A 21409-nucleotide genomic window follows, 5' to 3' on the forward strand; every position below is an offset into this window, starting at 1 on the left:
CGGGCGGCCGGTGCCAGCAGGAGGTGACCCGCATGTTCCAGCTCATCGAGCGGGTGCACCCCGCGGCCGGTAAGGCCTCCTGAGGCATGGCCGTGTACATCCAGCCACGCCTGCGGCTGCCGCGAGGCACCGCCATGCCCATCCGCCACTCGTGGTCCGGGGCGAGCCGCTGATCTGATCTCCAGCATCGGCTCACCTCCGGCCGCGGCCTCCTCCTGACCTCTCGTCGGGAGCAGTCCGCGGCCGCGGTATTTGCCGGACCAGATGGCACTCGTTCCCCGTGCCGGCCTGGTCCCGGCCGACACCACAGCCCTCGGAGGTGAAGTGCCGTGATGCACCTGCTGGAACAGGAGCTCACGCGCGAGACGGACGCTCGGTCCGACTCTCGTCCCGTCACGAACCCCGCCGTTCCGGTCGGGCCGGCGTCCGCCGGCCCGATCGTCACGCCGGACCCGCTCGATCTGCCCTGCCACACCGGTCCGGATCTGTTCTTCGCCGAACGGCCGGCCGATCTCGAACTGGCCAAGTCCCTGTGCGCGGCGTGCCCGATGCGCGCGGCCTGCCTGGCCGGTGCCCTCGAGCGGGCGGAGCCCTGGGGTGTCTGGGGTGGCGAGATCTTCGACGGCGGTGTGGTCATCGCTCGCAAGCGACCACGTGGCCGGCCGCGCAAGGCCGCGGCCTGATCGCCACCGGCCGTGTCATCCGCACGGGACGCCGTCCCGTGCGTGCCCTCCGGCTCCGGCCGGAATCGACGGAAGACATCGACATGTCCCAGATGAACGAGGATCTCGCGCGCGACCGCGCCCGGCAGATCCTGCGTGACCGGCTCGCCGCGGGTGCTTCCCGCCGCGATCCGGAGTACCGGCGGCCGCAGCGCCGCCGGCTGTTCCCGCGCTGATCGCTCCCGGCCGGGCCCGCTCTGCGGCCCGGCCGGGCCTCGGGGGCCGGCGGGTCTCGGGCCTCGGACGGGACGGATCAGCAGGGCCGGTCGAGTGCAGCCCGGCTCGGCCGGGGCCCGGCTCGGCTTCGTCCGTGTCCGCCCACCCGGCTCCCGCGCCGGCGTGCCCGTGCATCACCGTCCCGTCGGGCCTAGCCTGGGCCGATGTCGGCTTCGCCCCCCACTCCGGTGACGTGCTCGTCCTGCGGGACGACGACGCCCGACCCTGCCCTCACCGGGATGGTCGAGCACGATCGCGTCCGGGGGACGAGCTGGGTGTGCGGCGAGTGCCTGCGCGGCAACGTGCGTGCCGTCGAGGCGAAACTGGACCGCGCCTGGTGGTGATCAGCGGGCCCCCGGCCGGGGAGGGTCAGACGGGGTCGGGGTCGAACCCCGGCAGCCACCGGGCCACGATGGCCCGGAACGGCGCCCGGCTGTCGAGCTGGCACAGCACGCCGATGGACCCGAGCGTCACCCGGTGGATCATCAGGTACGAGGCGGGCAGGTTGAGTCGCCGGGCCATCTTCGACTCCTCGCTCGACAGGTCGCCCATCCGGGCCGCCTGCTCCTGCATCCACTGCCGGGTGAAGTGGAAGCTCTCGTGGCGCAACGGTTCCACGAAGGGCACCAGGTAGTTCACCAACTGGTCGGGGTCCGGGTCGTAGTCCCGGGGGACGAAGCCCTCGTCCCGCAGGGCGGCGACGACCCGCGCCGTGTCCCCGCTCAGCGCGAGCTGGCTGACCTCGCCCAGGATCGGTGGGGTGCCGTTCGGCAACCGGGCCACGGACCCGAAATCGATGACGCCCAGCCGCCCGTCGGGGGTGAGCAGGTAGTTGCCCGGGTGCGGGTCGGAGTGCAGCATGCCCACCCGCGCCGGCGCCGAGAAGTGGAGTTCGCACATGACGTACCCGGCACGGTCCCGCTGTTCCCGGGTTCCGTCCACGATGATCTTGTTCAGGGAGATGCCGTCGACCCATTCGGAGACGATCACCTTGGGAGCACTGGCGACCACGCGCGGAACCATGATGTCCGGATCACCGGCGTAGGCAGCCGCGAAGGCGCGCTGGTTGTCGGCCTCGGCCGCGTAGTCCAGCTCCTCCAGGACGCGTTCGCGCATCTCCACCAGCAACGGCTTGATCTGGATGCCGGGCATCATCAGGCCCAGGATGGGAGCCATCCGGGACACCTGGTCCAGGTCGGCCTTGAGGGCGGCGGCCGCGTTCGGGTACTGGATCTTCACCGCGACCGGGCGGCCGTCCTTCCACACCCCCCGGTGCACCTGGCCGATGCTCGCGGCGGCGGCGGACCGGTCCTGGAACTCCGCGAACCGCGATCGCCACGTGGCCCCGAACTGCTCGGCCATCACCCGGTGCACGGTGGCGGTCGGCATGGGCGGGGCGGCGTTCTGCAGCTTGGTCAGTGCTTCGCGGTAGGGCGCCGCGTACTCCTCGGGCACGGCCGCCTCGTAGACGCTGAGGGCCTGGCCGAACTTCATGGCCCCGCCCTTGAGCTGGCCGAGCACCTCGAAGACCTGTTCGGCGGTCCGACGCTGCAGGGCGGAGGTCACCTCGGCCTTGTCGCGCCCGGCGAGTCGTTGCCCCCACCCGACGGTGGCCCGCCCGGCAGCCGACAACGGCAGGCTGGCCAGCTTGGCCGTCCTGCTCAGGGCACCCCGCGGAATGTCGGACACCCCACCATTGTGACCCAGCGGCCGGCCGGGCCCGTCGGCCACCTCGCCGGGTGGGTCGTCGCCCGACGGCCTCAGCGTGGCCCCGGGGCCGTAGACGGGCCCGGACCCGTTGCCCCGCAACCACAGTCGGGGTGCCGCCGCCAGGTCCGCCGGCGCGGTCCGGCTCCCGCGGTCGTCCATTCCAGGGTTCCGTCGAGGGTCGCCGGGGCGACGAGCCCGTCGAGGAATTCGAGGGTCTCGTGCGCAGCCCGTGCCGCGGCGGCATGCACCAGGACCGTCGGCACCGGCGGGGCCCACGGCTCGGGCCGCTCGATCATCCAGTGCGGATCGGCATCGGCCCGGTGCCGGTCCGCGCACAACAGACAGCTGGTGCGCCCGGGGAGGACCAGCGGACCGACGACCGCCCGGGTGGTGCGGACCTGCAGCACCAGATGGGGCAGTCCCGCCTGGGTGAGTTCGGCGGCCAACCCCGGATCCACCGGGCCACCGTCGACCAGGACGGTGAGCACGGGCGGGACGTGGGCGGCCGGGGCGTGGGCCCGGACGGTCGGCGAGGCGCCGCGGACCAGCGCCACGAGTCGTCGACCCTCATCGTCCCCGCCCGGACCCTGCCGGTGACGGTCGGACCGATCCGGCCGAGGATGGACGTGGCCCACGCCGGCCACGGCGAGCTGCGCGGCCACGGCCACGGCGGCGGGACCCGACCCCTGGACGACCACCAGGGCGTCGGCACGTGCCTGCAGGGCGCGCTCGGCGGCTGCCGGCCCGTGCCGATGGGTCAGGAAGCCGTGCTCGCCCCGCAGGTCGGCCCCGGGTGGGCGAATCGCCCCGGCCGTGGCGGGGACGAGCAGACCGGCGGCGAGCAGCTGCTGGAAGACGGGCGTCCAGAAGTCCGGGTCGAGGCGCTCGCGGCGCCACCAGGCGGAGAGGGGGAGGCCGTCGGTGGCCGCGGCCACGACGCCGGCGGCCTCGACCGGAGCGTCCCGGAGCAGCAGACCGTGCACGGTGTCCGATCCGATGTGGAGATCGCCACCGGGCCGCGGCCGGATCCGGATGCCACTGGCCGGTCGGAGCACCTGGTCGGTGTCCAGCACCTGCCGGGTGTCCCCGCGTGGGGTGTCGATCTTCATCACCCCGCCAGGATGACGGGCCGCCGCGGCACGCGGCGGGAGTTGTCCACACCTCGCAGGCCGGCCGGCCGACGCACGAACGGGTCGACGGCGGGCGATGGTGCGGGGGGTGCGCGGGTCGGGCCGCCCGGTACTCCGGGGCGGCCCCACCCGGGCGGGTCAGGCCTTGCCGAGGATGCGGTTCATCTTGGTGCCGCAGACGGGGCAGGTGCCCTTGGCCATCCGGCGACCGTTGGTCTCGTGGACCTCACCGTCGAAGTCGCGCTTCTCCTTGCACTTGACGCAGTAACCGTTGTAGGACTCGGCCATCGGCCTTCCTCTCTCGTGGGCCCCTGGGAATGCGCTTCCGAGGCGGTCGGCCGGGGGCACTGCGCCCCCGGGATCGTCGCTCACCGTACCCGTGCCGGTACACCGGGACCCGGTTCCCGCGGACACGGCGCGGCGCGACACCGCTGATGAGGGCCATCGACGGTGCGAGCGGGCCCGTCCGAGGATGATCACCGACCGCACGCCGGTCCGGCGGAGCGGCCGACCGGGGGAGACTGGGCGCATGACCTACCTCGCGGCAGCCGACCGTTACGACGACCCCTCCGCCATGCCCTACCGCCGGACCGGGGGCAGCGGACTCGTGCTCCCGGCGCTGTCGCTCGGCCTGTGGCACAACTTCGGGGACGTCGACCGCTTCCAGACCCAGCGCGACATCCTGCGCCGGGCCTTCGACAAGGGCGTCACCCACTTCGATCTCGCCAACAACTACGGGCCGCCCTACGGCAGTGCCGAGGAGAACTTCGGCCGGCACATGGCCCAGGACTTCCGGCCCTACCGCGACGAGCTGATCATCTCGTCCAAGGCGGGCTACGACATGTGGCCGGGGCCCTACGGCAACGGCGGGTCCCGCAAGTACCTGTTGTCCTCGCTGGACCAGTCCCTGACCCGGATGGGCCTGGACTACGTCGACATCTTCTACTCCCACCGCGCCGACCCGGACACCCCGCTCGAGGAGACCATGGGTGCGCTGCACACCGCGGTGACCTCCGGTCGGGCGCTGTACGCCGGCATCTCGTCCTACTCCCCGGAGCGGACGCGTCGGGCCGCGGCCATCCTGGCCGACCTCGGCACACCGCTGCTCATCCACCAGCCGTCGTACTCGATGGTCAACCGGTGGGTGGAGGAGGAACTGCTGGACACCCTGGGCGATCTGGGCGTCGGCATGATCGCGTTCTCGCCGTTGGCCCAGGGCATGTTGACCGACCGCTACCTGGACGGCATCCCTGACGGGAGCCGGGCGGCCAAGGGATCCAGCCTGTCGCCGGACCTGCTCACCGACACCGCCCTGGAGCACATCCGTCGGCTGAACGAGATCGCCGGACGCCGCGGGCAGACCCTGGCCCAGCTCGCGCTGTCCTGGGCCCTCCGGGACTCCCGGGTCACCTCCGTCCTCATCGGCGCCTCGTCGGTGAAGCAGCTCGACGACAACCTGGCCGCCGTCCAGACCCCCGGGATGACCGAGTTCAGCGCCGAAGAGCTGGCGGAGATCGACGGTCACGCCGTCGAGGCCGGCATCGATCTCTGGAAGCCGTCCAGCTCGGTCTGACCCTCCGGGTCCGGACGGACCTCACCATCGGGAACGACGAACGGCCCGCCACCCCGCTGAGGGGAGGGCGGGCCGTTCGTCGTCGGACCTTCTTCCGGGCGGACCCGCGTCCGCTCAGACCGGGCGGGCGGATCCGCCGGCGGCGGCCGGACCGTCCTCGTCCGGTGCCTCGGTGGTGTCCGTCGAGGTGGTCGAGGCATCCGTGGGCGGAGTCCCCCCCGTCGGGTCGTTCGCGGCCAGTGCGTCGGCGTCCGGCAGGTCCTCCAGGCCGGCGAGCAACTCGCTGAACTGCTTGTCGCGGTCGATGAATCCGCGCGGGTCGTCCAGGTCGGCGGAGGACGGCAGCAGATCGGGGTGCGACCACAGCGCGTCACGCCCCTCGACGCCCCGCGAGACGCCGAGCTCGCGCCACAGGTCGGCCGCCGCGCGCAGTCGCCGGGGGCGCATCTCCAGGCCGATCAGGGTGGCGAACGTCTGCTCCGCGGGACCGCCGGTGGCCCGGCGGCGGCGGAGCGTCTCGCGCAGGGCGCCGGCTCCCGGCAGGCGGTCACCGACGGCCTCGGCCACCACGGTGTCCACCCAGCCCTCGACCAGCGCGAGCAGGGTCTCCAGACGCTCCATGGTGACCTGCTGGCCCGGGGTGATCTTGGGCTCGAACATGCCCTGGCCGAGCAGCGCCTCGATGCTGGCGGGGTCGGACGGGTCGATCGACGACGCCATGTCCTCCACGGCCGAGAAGTCCACCGAGATCGCCCCGGCGTAGGCGCCGATGAGATCGAGCACCCGCCCGCGCAGCCACGGCACCCCCGCGTACAGGCGGTGGTGGGCGGCTTCCCGGGTGGCCAGGTACAGCCGGGCCTGGTCCTCGGGGAGGTCGAGGGCGGACGCGAACTCGGCCACCGACCGGGGGAGCAGCGCGGCCGTGCCGTCGGGGCCGAGCGGCAGCCCGATGTCGGTGGAGGTCAGGACCTCACCGGACAGCTGCGCCAGACCCTGACCGAGCTGCGAGCCGAAGGCCATGCCGCCCATCGAGCCCATCATCGCGAGCAGCGGGCCGGCCTGGGCCCGGGCCTCCTCGGGCAGACCCTCGAGCCAGGCCTTGGAGACCCGCTCGGCGATGGGGGAGCAGAGCTTCTCCCAGGACGGCATCGTGGCCTCGACCCACTGGCGCGGCGTCCAGGCGGTGATGGTGCGGGCGCCGGCCGGCAGGGCGGTGGCGCCGTCCAGCCACACCTCGGCGAGCTGGACCGCCTCGGTGACCTGCCGGACGTCGACCGCGGACGCCGGGTGCGAGGCCGGCATCTGGGCCGTCGCCATGCGCCGGGCCAGGTCGAAGTTCACCGGACCGGTCTGGTTGCTCGCCCCCGCCTGGGACATCATCTGGCCGAGCTGCGAGAGCATCGAGCCGAGCTGTCCCATGTCGAACCCGCCCGGTCCCTGGCCGGGGCCGGGTCGCGGGTTCCCGTCGGGATCCTCGTCGCCGGAGTTGAAACCGAACGGGAGATTCGTCATGCCGACAACGGTACTGAACGGGGGAAGACCGCGGGGCGGCACCGCCGGGTGATCCGGCCGGTGATCGCGGACGGCGGAATCCGGCGCCCCGTCGCCGGTGCCGCCGGGTGCTCCCACGGGATCGTCGGCGCGCTCGCCTACCCTGGGCGCATCATGAGCGCCCTCTCCCGGATGAGCCTGCGCGGCCGCACGTTGGTCGTCGGCTCCGCGGCTGCCGCCGTCCTCGTCGCCGCCGCTGCGGCGATCCCCGTCCCGTACGTGGCCCTGGGCCCGGGCGAGACCTTCAACACGCTGACCGCGGTGGACGGGGTACCGGTGATCAGCCTGTCCGGTCCGGGAGTGCCGGCCTCCGCCGACGAGGCCGCGCCCGCCGAGGCCCACCTCAACATGACCACGGTGTCGGTGTTGAGCGGGGTGTCGCTGTTCCAGGCCCTGGGCATGTGGGCCTCCGGCGACTACGCCGTCGTCCCGCGGGAGGACATCTTCCCGCCTGATCAGACGGTGGAGCAGGTCAACGAGGCCAACGCCCAGCTGTTCAGCGACTCCCAGTCCGCCGCCGAGATCGCCGCGCTGACCTACCTGGACTACCCCGAGGTGGTCTACGCCGGCACGATCCCGGACGACTCGCCCAGCGCAGGCGTGCTCCAGCCGCAGGACCGGATCGTGGCCGTCGACGGGGCCGCCGTCACCGACGCGGCGTCGCTGCGGGCCGCGCTGGCCGGGACCACACCGGGTCAGACGGTGCAGATCGGTGTGCTGCGCGAAGCGGACGCGCCGACCGGTGGATCCGGTGCCTCGGCGACCGGCGGATCCTCGACTGCGTCGACCCCGGAGTCCTCGACCGCGGACCCGTCGACCACCGACTCGTCGACCGCAGATCCGACGACCCCGGAGTCCTCCGCTGCGGGGGATACCGCCGGCACGCCGACCACCGCACCGGACGGGACCGCCGAGACCGAGTTGACGGTCCCGGTCACCCTCGCGGCCAACGCCGAGGTCGGGACGCAGGGCTTCCTCGGGATCCTTCCGCAGGAGCGCCCGCAGGCGCCCTTCACCATCGACATCTCGCTGGCGAACATCGGTGGCCCGTCCGCCGGTCTGATGTTCACCCTCGGGATCATCGACAAGCTCACCCCGGGCGACCTGACCGACGGTCGGTTCATCGCCGGCACCGGGACGATGGAGGTGACCGACGACAAGGCCACCGTCGGCCCGATCGGCGGGATCCTGCTCAAGATGATCGCCGCCCGGGAGGCCGGTGCCGGCGTCTTCCTGGTCCCCGCGGCGAACTGCACCGAGGCGCTGACCCAGGTGCCCGACGGGTTGCAGTTGGTCAAGGTCGGCTCGTTGGACGAGGCCATGCAGGCCCTCACCACCTTGTCGCAGGGCGGCGTCCCCGCCGGGTGCTGACCGGGGGGATCCGTCCGGTGACGGGCCGGTTCAGTCCTCGAACGTCGCCCGCAGTGCGGTGAGCAGGTGCGGGGCGAGATCCGCCCCGCGCAGCGGGTCCTGCTCGTGGTCGCCGCGCAGCCGGAGCAGGCAGGCGCCGCCGGCCATGCCCCGCAGCACTCCTGCGGTGAGCCGGGCCTCGGCCTTTTCCGGGTGCTTCGCAGCTTCCCCCGCCGCCCGCTCGGGGTCCTCGGACAACGATTCCGCTGCCGACGGCGGCAGCACCAGGATCTCCTGCACCAGGACGCAGCCGACCACCTCCGGCGGCCACAGGATCTGGGCGAGCGCGTCGGCGAGTTCCCCCTCGGGCAGCGACTCCTGCGCGATGGGAGTGAAGACGGACGCTGCGTCCAGGCCGGCCAGCTGGGGTTGGGCGGCGATCAGGTCCGCGGTGGACACCAGGGCGAACATCTGGGGCGCGGCGTCCCAGCCGCCGGCCGCGGCGAACTCCTCCACCTCGGCCACGGCGACGGCGAGATCGGTGTCCTCCCACCACTCGGGCGGGGCGACCGGGGCCTCGTCCCCCGGGCCGGCAGCACCGGGACGGGCGGGTTCGGGGCGGACGGGCTCGGGACGGCCGGGGTGCTCGGTGCTCACGCGGCCGATCCTGTCACGGCCAGGTACGGCCCCATCGGGCGTCCGAGTGACGGACGTCGCTCTCGGTAGCCGGATCGAGACCGGATCGAGCCCCGAGCACAGCGGGGAACCTTCGGAACGCCCCTACAGTTGGAGGCACGGGAGCTGGATCGGAGCTGTGAGAACCAGCTGGATCGGGTGACCGACGCGGCGTCCCGGCTCGACCGGACGTCGCGGACGAAGAGGTGTCGGAGATCTTCCGGCGCCGGTTGTTGTCGACCCGAGGAGTTCCACCGTGGCCATGAGGCCCAACATCGGCGTACCCGCGATGTCCCGCCGAGCCAAGCGGGTACTGATCGCGCTGGTCTCCCTGGCCGTTCTGGCCGTGCTCTGGCTGCAGTTCGTCGGCGTCTTCGTCGACTGGCTGTGGTTCCGCGAGGCCGGGTTCAACGAGGTCTTCACCACGCAGGTCCTCACCCGTGTGGTGCTGTTCGCGATCGCCGCCGTCCTGGCCGGCGGAGTGGTTTTCCTCTCCGTACTGATGGCGTACCGGTCCCGACCGGTCTTCGTCCCGACCGGTGAGGTGGATCCGCTCGCGCCCTATCGGATCCTGGTCACCTCCCGTCCCAAGCTGTTCTCCATCGGCCTCTCCGTGGCCGTCGGCCTGATCTGCGGGCTGTCCGCCCAGGCCAACTGGCAGACCGTCCAGCTGTTCCTGCACGGCGGGAACTTCGGCACCGTGGACGCGGAGTTCGGCCACGACGTCGGCTTCTACGTCTTCAAGCTCCCGTTCATCCAGCTCATCCTGGGCTGGGCCTTCGCCGGCATCGTCCTTGCGTTCGTCGCTGTGGCGCTCCTGCAGTACCTCTTCGGCGGGCTCCGCCTGTCCGGGCCGGGCCGCCGCATCACCTCGCAGGCCGCACTCCAGCTCTCGCTCCTGGTGGGTGCGTTCGTCCTGGTCAAGGCGGTGCAGTACTGGTTCGACCGGTACGCGCTGCTGTTCTCCAACCGGGGCGGCACCTTCACCGGTGCGTCCTACACCGACGTGAACGCGGTGCTGCCGGCCAAGATCATCCTGATGGTCATCGCCGCCATCTGCGCGGTGGGTTTCTTCGTGGGGGCGTTCCTGCGGTCCATCAAGCTGCCGGCGATCGCGCTGGCGCTGCTGGTGCTGTCCAGCGTGCTCATCGGTGGCGTCTGGCCGTTGATCCTGCAGCAGGTCGTCGTCAACCCGAACGCCATCACCCGGGAGCCGGAGTACATCCAGCACAACATCGACGCGACCCGGGCGGCCTACGACATCCAGGACGACCAGATCAACTACGTGTCCTACGACGCGCAGCTGACCGGTGACCCGCGTGCGGTCGTCTCCGACAACGAGACGGTGCCCAACGCCCGGATCCTGGACCCCAACATCCTCTCGCCCACCTTCATCCAGCAGCAGCAGCTGGAGAACTTCTACGGGTTCCCCGACCAGCTCTCCGTGGATCGCTACACCGTGAACGGCGTGACCAAGGACTACGTGGTCGCCGCCCGTGAGCTCAACGCCGCCGGCCTCGCCGAGAACCAGCGCAACTGGATCAACGAGCACCTCGTCTTCACCCACGGCAACGGGTTCGTGGCCGCCCCGGCCAACACCGTGGCCAACGGGTACCCCGACTACACGGTGTCCGACCTCTCCCGGCAGGGCGACATCCCGGTCACCGAGCCGCGGATCTACTACGGCCAGCTCACCACCGACTACGCCATCGTCGGCGCCGAGCCGGGCGGCACTCCGCGCGAGTTCGACACCCGGACGACGAATTACACCTACACCGGCGCCGGTGGTGTGGGCCTGGGCAACATCTTCCAGCGCCTGGTCTTCGCCACCGAGTACGGCGACGCCAACTTCCTGTTCTCCTCGGAGATCAACGGCAACTCCAAGATCCTGTACAACCGGGATCCCCAGGAGCGGGTCCGCAAGGCCGCCCCGTTCCTGACCGTGGACACCAAGCCGTACCCGGCGGTGGTCAGCGGCCGCATCGTCTGGATCGTGGACGCGTACACCACCGCGCAGAACTACCCGTACTCGCAGAACGTCACGCTGTCGGAGGCGACGAACAACTCGCTGACCGAGCGGGGCGCCGCGCAGGGCCAGCTGCCCGAGCAGGTCTCGTACATCCGTAACTCGGTGAAGGCCACCGTCGACGCCTACGACGGCACGGTCACCCTCTACTCCACCGACGACGCCGATCCGGTGCTCAACGCCTGGGAGGGAGTGTTCCCGGATCTGATCAAGCCGTCCTCGGACGTCTCGGAGGAACTGCGGTCGCACTTCCGCTACCCCCAGGACCTGTTCGAGGTGCAGCGCTCGCTGTTGGTGAAGTACCACGTGGGCAACCCGGTCGAGTTCTTCAACAACGCCGGGTTCTGGCGGGTCCCCAACGACCCGACGGTCAGCGACACCGTGGTGGCTCCGCAGCCGCCGTACTACCTGCAGGTGCAGGTACCGGGCGAGGAGGGCTCGCGGTTCGAGCTGACCAGCGTGCTCACCGGATTCCAGCGGGAGTTCATGAGCGCCTACGTCAGTGCGAACTCCGATCCGGACGACTACGGCAAGCTGACCGTGCTCCGGCTGCCGACCGACACGCAGACGCCGGGTCCGTCGCAGGTGCAGCAGTTGTTCAAGACCACCCAGGAGATCAGCTCGCTGGTCGTGCTGGCCACCCAGCAGAACAACTCACGGGTCATCTTCGGCAACCTGCTGACCCTGCCGGTGAACAACGGCCTGCTGTACGTGCAGCCGCTGTACATCCAGGGTCAGCAGGCGACCACCTCCTACCCGCAGCTCAGCCGCGTCCTGGTCTGGTACGCCGGCCGGGTCGGGGTGGGGGAGACGTTGGCCGCGGCGTTGACCAACGCCGCGTCCAAGGCGCCGGTGCAGACCCCGGACACCGCCGATGGGGCCACCACACCGCCGCAGACCCTGCCCACGGACACCGGGACCACGTCGTCGTCGTCCACGGCGACGTTGACCCCGCCGGCCGACGCGGGTGCGGCGCTGGCCGCCCTGGACGCGGCGTCCGCGGAGTTGGAGACGGCGAAGACCTCGGGTGACCTGGCCCAGATCGGTGCGGCCAGTGCCCGTCTGGAGCAGGCGGTGAACGACTACCTGGCGTTGGCCGGCACCTCGCTCTCCGCGGCGCCGCAGACCCCGACGACGAGTGCCGGCGGCTGATCCGCAGTAGTCGCAGAGCCGGACGAGATCGCCCGCGCCCCAACCTTTCCGGTCGGGACGCGGGCGATTTGGTTCCTGTTCGGGACCTTGCTACAGTGGTGTTACCGCAGCGCGGGGTGGAGCAGCTCGGTAGCTCGCTGGGCTCATAACCCAGAGGTCGCAGGTTCGAATCCTGCCCCCGCTACAAGTGAGGCCCCTGATCCGGAAGTTCGGATCAGGGGCCTTTTTCCTACCCCGGTTCGGGTGGTCGGGGGCGGGTGTGGATGCCCGGGCCCGATGTCGGTGGCGTCCTCTACGGTCGAGCCCGACGCGGCGCCCAGGTGGCCGGTCGAGTGACGGCACGAACGGTGAGGGGTGGGATGCGGCGGTGAGCCTCTTCGTGCACCGGGCCGTCCGGGCCGACGCCCTGGTCTCGGGGCTGGCCGACCTCCTCGCCGTCCCCCTGCCCGACCCCTTCGCCCAGGAGGTCGTCGCCGTTCCCGCCCGCGGGGTGGAACGGTGGGTCACCCAGCAGCTGTCCCTCTCCCTCGGGCGCAGTGACGGCCGGGCCGATGGCGTCTGCGCGGCGGTCAGCTTTCCCACGCCCGCCGCGATCGTGGCTTCCGCGTCGGGACTGACCGACCCGCACGGGATCCAGCTCGACCCCTGGTCCCCGGACCGCCTGGTCTGGACGGTGCTCGACGTCCTGGACGAGGACGTGCTCGGCCCGGGTGCCGATCCCTCGTGGTGTCCCACCCTCGCCCGTCACCTCGGCGCCGGTCCGGACGACGGTCAGGGGGAGTGGGCCGGCGACGAGCGGCTGGGTCGCCGGTACTCCGTCGCCCGCCGATTGGCCGGCCTCTTCGACCGGTACGCCCTGCACCGCCCGGAGATGCTCGCCGCGTGGGCCGCCGGCCCACCGGGGACGCAACCGGACTCCGACGGTCGCGGAGCGGCGCTCCCGGTCGACCTGCGCTGGCAGAGCGAGCTGTGGCGCCGGGTCCGAGCGCGGGTGCCGGGGCCGGACCCGGTGCGACGAGCGGCGGACGCTCTGGCCCGGCTGCGCGCCGACCCGGTGTCGGTGGACCTCCCGGGCCGGCTCAGTGTCTTCGGGGTGACCCGCCTACCCGCCGCCCACATCGCCGTCCTGTCCGCCGTGGCCGTCCATCGGGATGTGCACCTGTGGCTCACCCATCCCTCGCCGACCCTGTGGGATGCCCTCGCGGGCTGCGCGCCCGGCGGCCCGGTCCGGCGTCGGGACGACGCGAGTGTCGGCCTGGTCCGCAACCCCCTGTTGTCCTCGCTGGGTCGGGACGCCCGCGAGCTGCAGGTCGCCCTGGCCGGCGTGGACACGGTGGACGTCCCACCGGCGGCGGTCCCGGACGTCCCGCCGACCGGCACTCTGCTCGCGCGCCTGCAGCACTCGCTGGCCGGTGACCGCCCACCGGGTGGTGGGGCCGGCACGGAACCCCTGGACCGGGGCGACCGGACCGTCCAGGTGCACGCCTGCCACGGCCCCGCCCGCCAGGTGGAGGTGCTGCGCGAGGTGCTGGTGGGGCTCCTGGACGACGACGCCTCGCTACAGCCGCGGGACATCGTCGTCATGTGCCCGGACATCGAGGTCTACGCACCGCTCATCGGAGCCGCCTTCGGGATGGCGGACGTGGTGGACGGCGGGCACCCCGCCCACCGGCTCCGGGTCCGGCTCGCCGACCGGGCGCTGCGGCAGACCAACCCCCTGCTCGGTCTGGCCGGGCGCCTGCTGACCCTCGCCGAGGGGCGGATGACCGCGTCGGACCTGCTCGATCTGGCCGCCGCCGCCCCGGTCCGCCGCCGCTTCCGGTTCGACGAGGACGAGCTCGACCAGATCGCGGAATGGGTGGCGCAGGCGAACGTCCGCTGGGGCGTGGACGCCGCCGACCGCGCCCGCTACGGCCTCGCGGCGTTCGGCCAGAACACCTGGCGCACCGGGTTGGACCGGGTGCTGCTGGGGGTCGGCATGGCCGACCAGGACCACCGCTGGCTCGGTCTGGCCCTGCCCCTGGACGACGTCGGCAGCAACGACGTCGACCTGGCGGGCCGACTGGCCGAGATGGTCGACCGGGCCGCGAGCGCGCGGACCGAGCTGACCGGCGCCCACCCCCTGGCCCACTGGTTGACGGTGCTGGGCGAGGCGGTCGAGAGCCTGGGCAGCGTGGCCGATGCCGACCTGTGGCAGGTGGCCGAGCTACGGCGGGAACTCGCCGCCGTCACGCAGGAGGCCGGTGACCGGGCCGGCCGGGTGGTGCTGCGTCCGGCCGACGTCCGGGCCCTGCTCGATCGCCGACTCGGCGGTCGGCCGACCCGGGCGAACTTCCGGACCGGCACCCTGACGGTCTGCACCATGGTGCCGATGCGGTCCGTGCCCCACCGGGTGATCTGCCTGGTCGGACTCGACGACGGGATCTTCCCGCGGGGCGCGGGCGTGGACGGCGACGACGTGCTCGCCCGCGACCCGGTGACGGGGGAGCGGGACCCCCGCGGGGAGGACCGTCAGCTGCTGCTGGACGCCCTGCAGGCGGCCACCGATCACGTGGTGATCACCTACACCGGGGCCGACGAGCGCACCGGAGCGGTGCTCCCCCCGGCCGTCCCGGTCGGCGAGATCCTGGACGCCCTCGACGATCTCGGCTCGACCGCGGACGGCCGTCCGGTCCGCGAGCAGGTGCTGGTCCGGCACCCGTTGCAACCCTTCGACCGCCGCAACTTCCTGCCCGGGGCGCTGGGACGACCGGGTCCGTTCAGCTTCGACGCCACGGCGTGGGCGGGCGCGGAGGCCGCGGCCGGGGAGCGGCGGGCAGTGGCGGACTTCCTGCCCCGTCCGCTCCCCGCCCGGGTCGCCGGCGACGTCGAACTCGCCGATGTGATCGACGTGCTCACCCACCCCGCCCGCGGGTTCCTCCGCCGCCGGCTGGACGTGCTGGCCACGGCCGATCGCGGCGAGCCGTCGGACGACTGGACCGTCGAACTGGACGCGCTGGAGCGGTGGGCGGTCGGTGACCGCATCCTGCGCGACCGGTTGGCCGGGGTCGACGAGGCGACGTGTCGGCAGACCGAGTGGCGTCGGGGCACGCTGCCACCCGGCCCGCTGGGGGCCGGTGTGCTGGCCGGCATCCTGAACCAGGTCGAGCCGCTGGTGGACGGCACAGCCCTGTTGCGTGCCGAGCCCCGCCGGACGGTCGACGTGTCGGTCACCCTGGACGGCGGGCGCGAGCTGCGTGGCAGCGTTCCTGACGTCTACGGCGACACGGTCGTCTCCGTCGGGTTCTCCGCTCTCTCGGTGAAACAGCGCCTGCGTGCGTGGATCTCGCTGTGCGCGCTGTGTGCGGGCCGATCCGGGACGGCATGGACGGCGGTCAGCGTGGGGCGTGGGTCGGGGGGCATCCCCGCCCGTTCGTCCCTGCCGACCCTGGACCGGGCCACCGCGGAACGCAGACTGACCGAGCTGGTCGAGCTCCACGACCTCATGCTCACCGAGCCGTTGCCGATGGCGCTGAAGACCTCGGCGGCCTATCACGCGGCCCGGGCGCGGGGGATCGCCGAGGCCGAGGCCCGCCGGCGGGCCGCCAACGCCTGGGCCGGCGACAAGTTCCCGGGGGAGGACGCCGACCCCGCGCACGTCCGCATCTGGGGGCCGTCCGCGCCGTTCGAGCTGCTCACCCTGGCCCCGCCCTCCCCGCTGGGGGCGTCGACCGGCGAGCCGCACCGATTCGCCGAGCTGGCCGGTCGGTGGTTCGACGGCCTGTTCGGGGCCGAACAGCTGGGCATCCTGTGAAGCCGTTCGCGCCCACCGGTGCGTTGCCCACCGGAACCACCCTGCTGGAGGCGAGCGCCGGGACCGGCAAGACCCACACCGTCGGCGCGCTGGTCTGCCGTTACGTGGCCGAGGGCGTCGCCACCCTGGACCAGGTGCTGGTGATCACCTTCGGGCGCGCGGCCAGTCGGGAGCTCCGGGAACGGGTGCGCGAGCACCTGGTGGCCGCGGCGCGCGCGCTCACCGACCCGGCCACGGCCCGGGCGGGTGCGGACCCGGTTCTCGCGCTGCTGGCCGGGGGTGACGGAGCGGACCCCGCCGAGGTGCGCCGCCGACAACGGCGGCTCGCCACCGCCCTGGCCGACTTCGACGCCGCGACCATCGCCACCACCCACCAGTTCTGCCAGCAGGTGCTCACCGGCCTCGGCGTCGCCGGGGACAGCGAGCCGGGCACGGAGCTGGTCGACGATCTCGACGATCTCGTGGTCCAGGTCGTCGACGATCTGTACGTCCGTGCCTTCGGGCGCCCCGGGGCCGAGCCGCCCATCTTCGATCGGGCCCGCGCCGTCGAGCTGGGCCGGAAGGTGGTCGACGACCCGCAGGCGGTCCTCGTGCCGGACGACGCCGACCCGGGCACCCCGGCGGCCCGCCAGGTGCGGTTCACCGCCGCCGTCCGTCAGGAGGTCGACCGCCGCAAGCGGGCGCTGGGGATCCTGGGGTACGACGATCTGCTGGCCCGGGTGGCCGAGGCACTGGGCCCGGCCGATGCCGCGGCTCGGCAACGGATGCGCTCGCGGTGGACCGTCGTCCTGGTGGACGAGTTCCAGGACACCGACCCGGTGCAGTGGGAGGTTCTCCGGCTCGCCTTCGACGGGCACGCCACCCTGGTGCTCATCGGTGACCCCAAGCAGGCGATCTACGCCTTCCGCGGGGGCGATGTCGATGCCTATCTGGCCGCCGCGGCCACGGCGTCCAGCACGGCGACCCTGTCGGAGAACCACCGCAGTGACGCCCCGCTGGTCCGGGCGCTGCAGGTGCTCATGGGTGGGGCTGCGCTGGGGGACCACCGCATCGTGGTGCGACCGGTGACCGCCGCCCGGCCGGCGCGGCTGACCGGGGCCCCGGTGGCGGCGCCGGTCCGGCTCCGGGTGGTCCGACGCGATCAGGTGGGCCGGCGTTCCGGGCCGGGGCCCATCCCGGTGGACGCGGCCCGCCGGTTCGTGGCCGTGGATCTGGCCGGCGACATCGCCCGGTTGCTGACCTCCCGGGCCCGGTTCGCCGACGACCCGCTCACCGCGGGACAGGTCGCGGTCCTGGTGGCCACCCACAAGCAGGCGGCCCTGGCCCGCGACGCCCTGCGCGACGCCGGGATCCCGGCCGTGGTGGCCGGGGCGGGCAGCGTGTACGCCACGCCGGCCGCCGGGGACTGGCTCGTGCTGCTCGAGGCCCTGGAACAGCCGCACCGCTCCGGTCGGGTGCGGGCCGCAGCACTGACCGCCTTCCTCGGCCGGACCGCCACCGACCTCGACGAGGGTGGGGAAGCGCTCAGCGACGAACTGGGTACCCGGCTGCGGGGTTGGGCCGCCCTCGTCGAGGCGCGGGGGGTCGCCGTCCTGCTGGAACTGGCCGGCGCGCAGACCGCGCTGACCCCCCGGTTGCTGGCCACGGCCGGCGGCGAACGCCTGCTCACCGATCTGCGGCACATCGGCCAGGAGCTCCACGAGGTGGCCGGTCGGGACCGGATGGGTTTGCCGGGCATCGTCGAATGGCTGCGGCGCCGCCGACGCGAGGCCGGCGGCGACACCAGTGCCGACCGGACCCGTCGGCTGGACAGCGACGCCGCCGCCGTGCAGATCCTCACCCTGCACGCCAGCAAGGGGTTGCAGTTCCCCGTGGTGTATGTGCCCTTCGCGTTCGACCGGTGGGTGCCGACCCCGGACCTGCTGCTGCTGCACGACGACACCGGGATCCGCCAGCTCGACGTGGGTGGCCCCGGCGCGTCCGGTCGGGCCGACCGGATCCGGCGGGCGTCCGGCGAAGCCTCCGGTGAGGCCCTGCGCCTGCTCTACGTGGGACTGACCCGGGCCCAGTCGCAGGTGGTGACCTGGTGGGCGCCCACGACGAACACGTCCGAATCCGGCCTGCACCGCCTGCTCCTCGGCCGATCCGTGGACGGCGGGGTGGTCCCGGACACGACCGCACTGCCGACCGACGACGCCGCCGCCGACCGGTTCGCGGCCCTGGCGGCCCAGGGTGCCCTGGTCGTCGAGCCCGCGACGGCCCAGGACGCGCCCGCGGTGCAGGTCGTGGCCCCGCGATCGACACCGCTGACCCTGGCCCGGTTCACCCGGGACATCGACGTGCACTGGCGGCGCACGTCCTACAGCGCACTGACCGCCCCGGCTGCGGCGGCGGGGCCCGGGGTGGGCAGCGAGCACGAGACACCGGACATCGCCGACCGGTCGGACGAGGCCGGGGTGGACACCGTCCCGGACGACGAGGCCGGGAGGCCCCCGGTGCCGCTGCGTCCGGCGGAGGCCGACGACATCTCCTCTCCCATGCGGGATCTGCCCATAGGTGCGGCCTTCGGCACGCTCGTCCACGCCGTGCTGGAGACGGTCGACCCCCGGGCGGACGACCTCGCCGCCGAGGTCCTGGCGCGGTGCGTGACCGAGGTCGGCAACCGACCGGTCGGGGTGGCGGCACCGGAGCTCGCGGCCGCCCTGCTGCCCGTGCTCACCACCCCGCTGGGGCCGCTGGCCGGGCAGGTCGCCCTGGCCGACATCGGCCTGGCCGACCGCCTCGCCGAGGTGGACTTCGAGCTCCCGTTGGGCGGCGGGGACGACCCGCGCGGCGCGGTCCGGCTCGCCGACCTGGCCCCGGTCCTGCGCCGCCATCTCCCGGCCGGGGATCCACTGGCCCCGTACGCCGACCGACTCACCGCGCCCGAGCTGGGGGACCAGCTGCTGAGCGGCTACCTGACCGGGAGTCTGGACGCCGTGCTCCGCCTGCCCGGGCCCCGGTACCTGGTGGCCGACTACAAGACGAACTGGCTCGGGGAGATGGACGGCCCACCGTTGTCCGCGCACGACTACCGGCCCGACGCCGTCGCCGAGGCGATGCTGCACTCGCACTACCCCCTGCAGGCCCTGCTGTACTCGGTGGTGCTGCACCGGTTCCTGCGGTGGCGCCAGCCCGGCTACGACCCGGCCGTCCACCTGGGCGGGGTGCTGTACCTCTTCGTCCGCGGGATGTGCGGGCCGGACACCCCCGTGGTGGACGACGTGCCGTGCGGCGTCTTCTCCTGGCTGCCGCCGCCCGCCCTCATCGTCGAACTCTCCGATCTGCTCGACGGCGACGGCCTGCTCGGCGGGGCCGGTCGGGTGCCGGACGTGGCCCGGGCGGGTCGACGATGACCGCCCCCCGTGAACCCGGATCTACTGCCGCGCAACAGATCCTGTTCCCTGACGCGCCGGGTGTGCTCGCGGCCGGTGCTCGGGCGACCGGCCTCCCGGTCGCCGGCCGGGTGGCGATCGACCACCCGACCACCGGCCGTCCGTTCGCCGGATCCGGCGACGTCGAGCCCGGCGAGATCGTCCCCGTCGAGGACCCGAACGACGTCCGGCTGGCCCGTCGGGCCACCGGTCTGCTCGCCGTCTTCAACCGGGCCGGGGTGCTGGAGGCGGCCGACGTGCACGTCGCGGATCGCCTGGGGGAGCTGGGCGGGGAGGGTGACCAGACCGTCCGGCTGGCGGTGGCCCTGACCGTCCGGGCGCTGCGGGGCGGGTCGGTGTGCCTGGCCCTGAGCGAGATCCCCGCCGTGGCAACGGATCTGCCGTGGCCCGATCCCGCGGCCTGGGCTTCTGCGGTGCGGGGGAGCCCGCTGGTGCAGGAGGGCGGCCCGCTGCGGTTCGAGGACGACCTGCTCTACCTGGATCGGTACGCCGAGCAGGAGGAGCAGGTGTGTGCCGACCTCGTCGCCCGGTCGGCGGGCCCACCGCCGCGGTTCGACCCGGTGCTGCTGCGCAGCGGGCTCGACCGCCTCTTCACCGACCCGGCCGGCCGGCAGCGCGAGGCCGCCGAGGCGGCGGTGACGGGATGGACGACCGTGCTCGGCGGGGGTCCCGGCACCGGCAAGACGACCACCGTCGCGCGCATCCTGGCCCTGGTGCTGGACCAGCCCGGGCCGCCGCTGCGGGTCGCGCTCGCCGCGCCGACCGGCAAGGCCGCGGCCCGGCTGCAGGAAGCGGTGCAGGACGCCACCCGGTCCTTCGACCCGGCCGACCGGGACCGGCTCGCGGGCCTGACCGCGTCGACCGTCCATCGCCTGCTGGGGTACCGCCCGGGCAGCCGCACCCGCTTCCGCCACGACCGGGACAACCGGTTGCCGCACGACATCGTCGTCGTGGACGAGACGTCCATGGTGTCCCTGACGCTGATGGCCCGCCTGCTCGAGGCGGTGCGGCCGGACGCGCGCCTGCTGCTCGTCGGCGATCCGGACCAGCTGGCCTCCGTGGAGGCCGGCGCCGTCCTCGCCGACCTGGTGGGCGGGCTCACCGACGAGCCGGCCGCCGGTACGCGGACCGACGCCGTCCCGGGTGCGGGGGACGGGGTGGGTGGTGACCGGGCTGGTGGTGACGGGCTGGGTGGTGACCGGGTGGGAACGATGGACCGGGACCGGTCCGAGACGACCGGGACGGCCCCCGGCGCCGGCCGGCCCGTCCGATCCGCAGCCGGGCGCGTGGTCATCCTCGATCACATCTGGCGGTTCGGCGGCGCGGTGGCCGAGCTGGCGGCCGCGGTCCGACGCGGCGACGCGGACACCGCGGTGGCCCTCCTCGAGGCCGGCGAGGGCGGGGTGAGCTTCTCGGACGAGCTCGCCGCCCTGCCGGGCATCCAGCGGGACGTGGTGGCCGCCGATCGCGCCATCGTGGCGGCGGCCCTGGACGGGGACGGGGCCGGGGCTGTCCGGCTGCTCGGCCGTCACCGGGTGCTCTGCGCGCACCGGGCCGGCCCCTACGGCGTGCAGTGGTGGAGCCGTCGCATCGAGCGGTGGATCGAGGAGGCGACCGGGTCGGGCCCGTCGGCGGAGTGGTACGCGGGCCGGCCACTCCTGGTCACCGCGAACGACTACGCGTTGGGCCTGTTCAACGGGGACAGCGGGGTCACCGTCCGGGCGGCCGACGGCGAACTGCGCGCCGCCTTCCCGCGCGGGGACGGGACGGTGCAGATCGCCCCGTCCCGGCTGTCCGAGGTGCAGACGATGCACGCCCTGACCGTCCACCGGAGTCAGGGCAGCCAGTTCGCCCGCGTCACCCTGGTCCTGCCGCCGCCGGAATCACCGCTGCTGACCCGGGAACTGCTCTACACCGCCCTGACCCGCACCGAGGAACACGTCCGCGTCGTGGGCACGGCCGACGCGGTGCGGATCGCGGTGGGCCGTCCCGCCACCCGGGCCAGCGGGCTGCGACAGCGGCTGCGCGCCCGGGCGTGACCCGTTCCCGTTCCGGCCGTCGGAGCCGGGTCGCGGGA

The 21409-nt window shown here is 73.3% G+C and carries 14 protein-coding genes and 1 tRNA gene; 10 read left to right on the plus strand and 5 right to left on the minus strand.

Going from position 1 to position 21409, the window contains the following annotated elements; translation table 11 throughout:
- Positions 1-437 precede the first annotated feature (437 nt).
- The 3 genes from J2S58_RS18675 (at position 438) to J2S58_RS18685 (ending at position 1282) form a co-directional block, all read left to right on the plus strand.
- Entirely contained in the window at positions 438-683 is a 246-nt protein-coding gene (locus J2S58_RS18675) for a WhiB family transcriptional regulator (RefSeq protein ID WP_344469955.1), read from the plus strand.
- 83 nt (positions 684-766) lie between these two features.
- Positions 767-898, plus strand: a complete 132-nt coding sequence (locus J2S58_RS18680; protein ID WP_275889416.1) for a hypothetical protein — start codon at positions 767-769, stop codon at positions 896-898.
- 204 nt (positions 899-1102) lie between these two features.
- Entirely contained in the window at positions 1103-1282 is a 180-nt protein-coding gene (locus tag J2S58_RS18685; protein ID WP_205257239.1) for a hypothetical protein, read from the plus strand.
- Between the two features lie 25 nt (positions 1283-1307).
- On the opposite strand, the gene J2S58_RS18690 is transcribed toward J2S58_RS18685, so the two are convergent.
- The 3 genes from J2S58_RS18690 to J2S58_RS18700 all read right to left on the minus strand — a co-directional run bounded on the left by J2S58_RS18690 (position 1308) and on the right by J2S58_RS18700 (position 4066).
- Entirely contained in the window at positions 1308-2627 is a 1320-nt protein-coding gene (locus J2S58_RS18690; protein WP_306829266.1) for an ABC1 kinase family protein, read from the minus strand.
- Between the two features lie 71 nt (positions 2628-2698).
- On the minus strand, positions 2699-3760 hold the full coding sequence (locus J2S58_RS18695; RefSeq protein WP_306829268.1) for a hypothetical protein: 1062 nt from the start codon (positions 3758-3760) through the stop codon (positions 2699-2701).
- Between the two features lie 156 nt (positions 3761-3916).
- Entirely contained in the window at positions 3917-4066 is a 150-nt protein-coding gene (locus tag J2S58_RS18700) for a DUF5679 domain-containing protein (RefSeq protein ID WP_205257242.1), read from the minus strand.
- A gap of 241 nt (positions 4067-4307) precedes the next feature.
- Between J2S58_RS18700 and mgrA the strand changes: the two genes are divergently transcribed.
- Entirely contained in the window at positions 4308-5351 is a 1044-nt protein-coding gene (mgrA, locus tag J2S58_RS18705) for an L-glyceraldehyde 3-phosphate reductase (RefSeq protein WP_205257243.1), read from the plus strand.
- Positions 5352-5465: 114 nt separating this feature from the next.
- On the opposite strand, the gene J2S58_RS18710 is transcribed toward mgrA, so the two are convergent.
- On the minus strand, positions 5466-6863 hold the full coding sequence (locus J2S58_RS18710; RefSeq protein ID WP_205257244.1) for a zinc-dependent metalloprotease: 1398 nt from the start codon (positions 6861-6863) through the stop codon (positions 5466-5468).
- 153 nt (positions 6864-7016) lie between these two features.
- Between J2S58_RS18710 and J2S58_RS18715 the strand changes: the two genes are divergently transcribed.
- Entirely contained in the window at positions 7017-8273 is a 1257-nt protein-coding gene (locus tag J2S58_RS18715; protein ID WP_205257245.1) for a YlbL family protein, read from the plus strand.
- Between the two features lie 30 nt (positions 8274-8303).
- On the opposite strand, the gene J2S58_RS18720 is transcribed toward J2S58_RS18715, so the two are convergent.
- The gene (locus J2S58_RS18720) at positions 8304-8777 is read right to left on the minus strand and encodes a PPA1309 family protein (RefSeq protein WP_205257363.1); all 474 of its coding nucleotides are present in this window, start codon (positions 8775-8777) and stop codon (positions 8304-8306) included.
- Positions 8778-9183: 406 nt separating this feature from the next.
- Here J2S58_RS18720 and J2S58_RS18725 point away from each other — a divergent pair, with 406 nt between their 5' ends.
- The 5 genes from J2S58_RS18725 to recD all read left to right on the plus strand — a co-directional run bounded on the left by J2S58_RS18725 (position 9184) and on the right by recD (position 21371).
- The gene (locus tag J2S58_RS18725; RefSeq protein WP_205257246.1) at positions 9184-12105 is read left to right on the plus strand and encodes a UPF0182 family protein; all 2922 of its coding nucleotides are present in this window, start codon (positions 9184-9186) and stop codon (positions 12103-12105) included.
- A 110-nt stretch (positions 12106-12215) separates the two neighbouring features.
- Positions 12216-12289 (plus strand) — tRNA-Met (locus J2S58_RS18730).
- 183 nt (positions 12290-12472) lie between these two features.
- On the plus strand, positions 12473-15898 hold the full coding sequence (gene recC, locus J2S58_RS18735; RefSeq protein WP_205257247.1) for an exodeoxyribonuclease V subunit gamma: 3426 nt from the start codon (positions 12473-12475) through the stop codon (positions 15896-15898).
- Positions 15895-19293, plus strand: a complete 3399-nt coding sequence (locus tag J2S58_RS18740; RefSeq protein ID WP_205257248.1) for a UvrD-helicase domain-containing protein — start codon at positions 15895-15897, stop codon at positions 19291-19293. The genes recC and J2S58_RS18740 overlap by 4 nt, the downstream gene beginning before the upstream one ends.
- Positions 19290-21371 (plus strand): exodeoxyribonuclease V subunit alpha, encoded by a 2082-nt coding sequence (gene recD, locus J2S58_RS18745; protein ID WP_205257249.1) that lies wholly within the window; start codon positions 19290-19292, stop codon positions 21369-21371. Before J2S58_RS18740 ends, recD begins: the two co-directional genes overlap by 4 nt.
- Positions 21372-21409 lie beyond the last annotated feature (38 nt).

This window comes from Nakamurella flavida, assembly GCF_030811475.1.
In the GTDB taxonomy this organism is placed as follows: Bacteria; Actinomycetota; Actinomycetes; order Mycobacteriales; family Nakamurellaceae; genus Nakamurella; species Nakamurella flavida.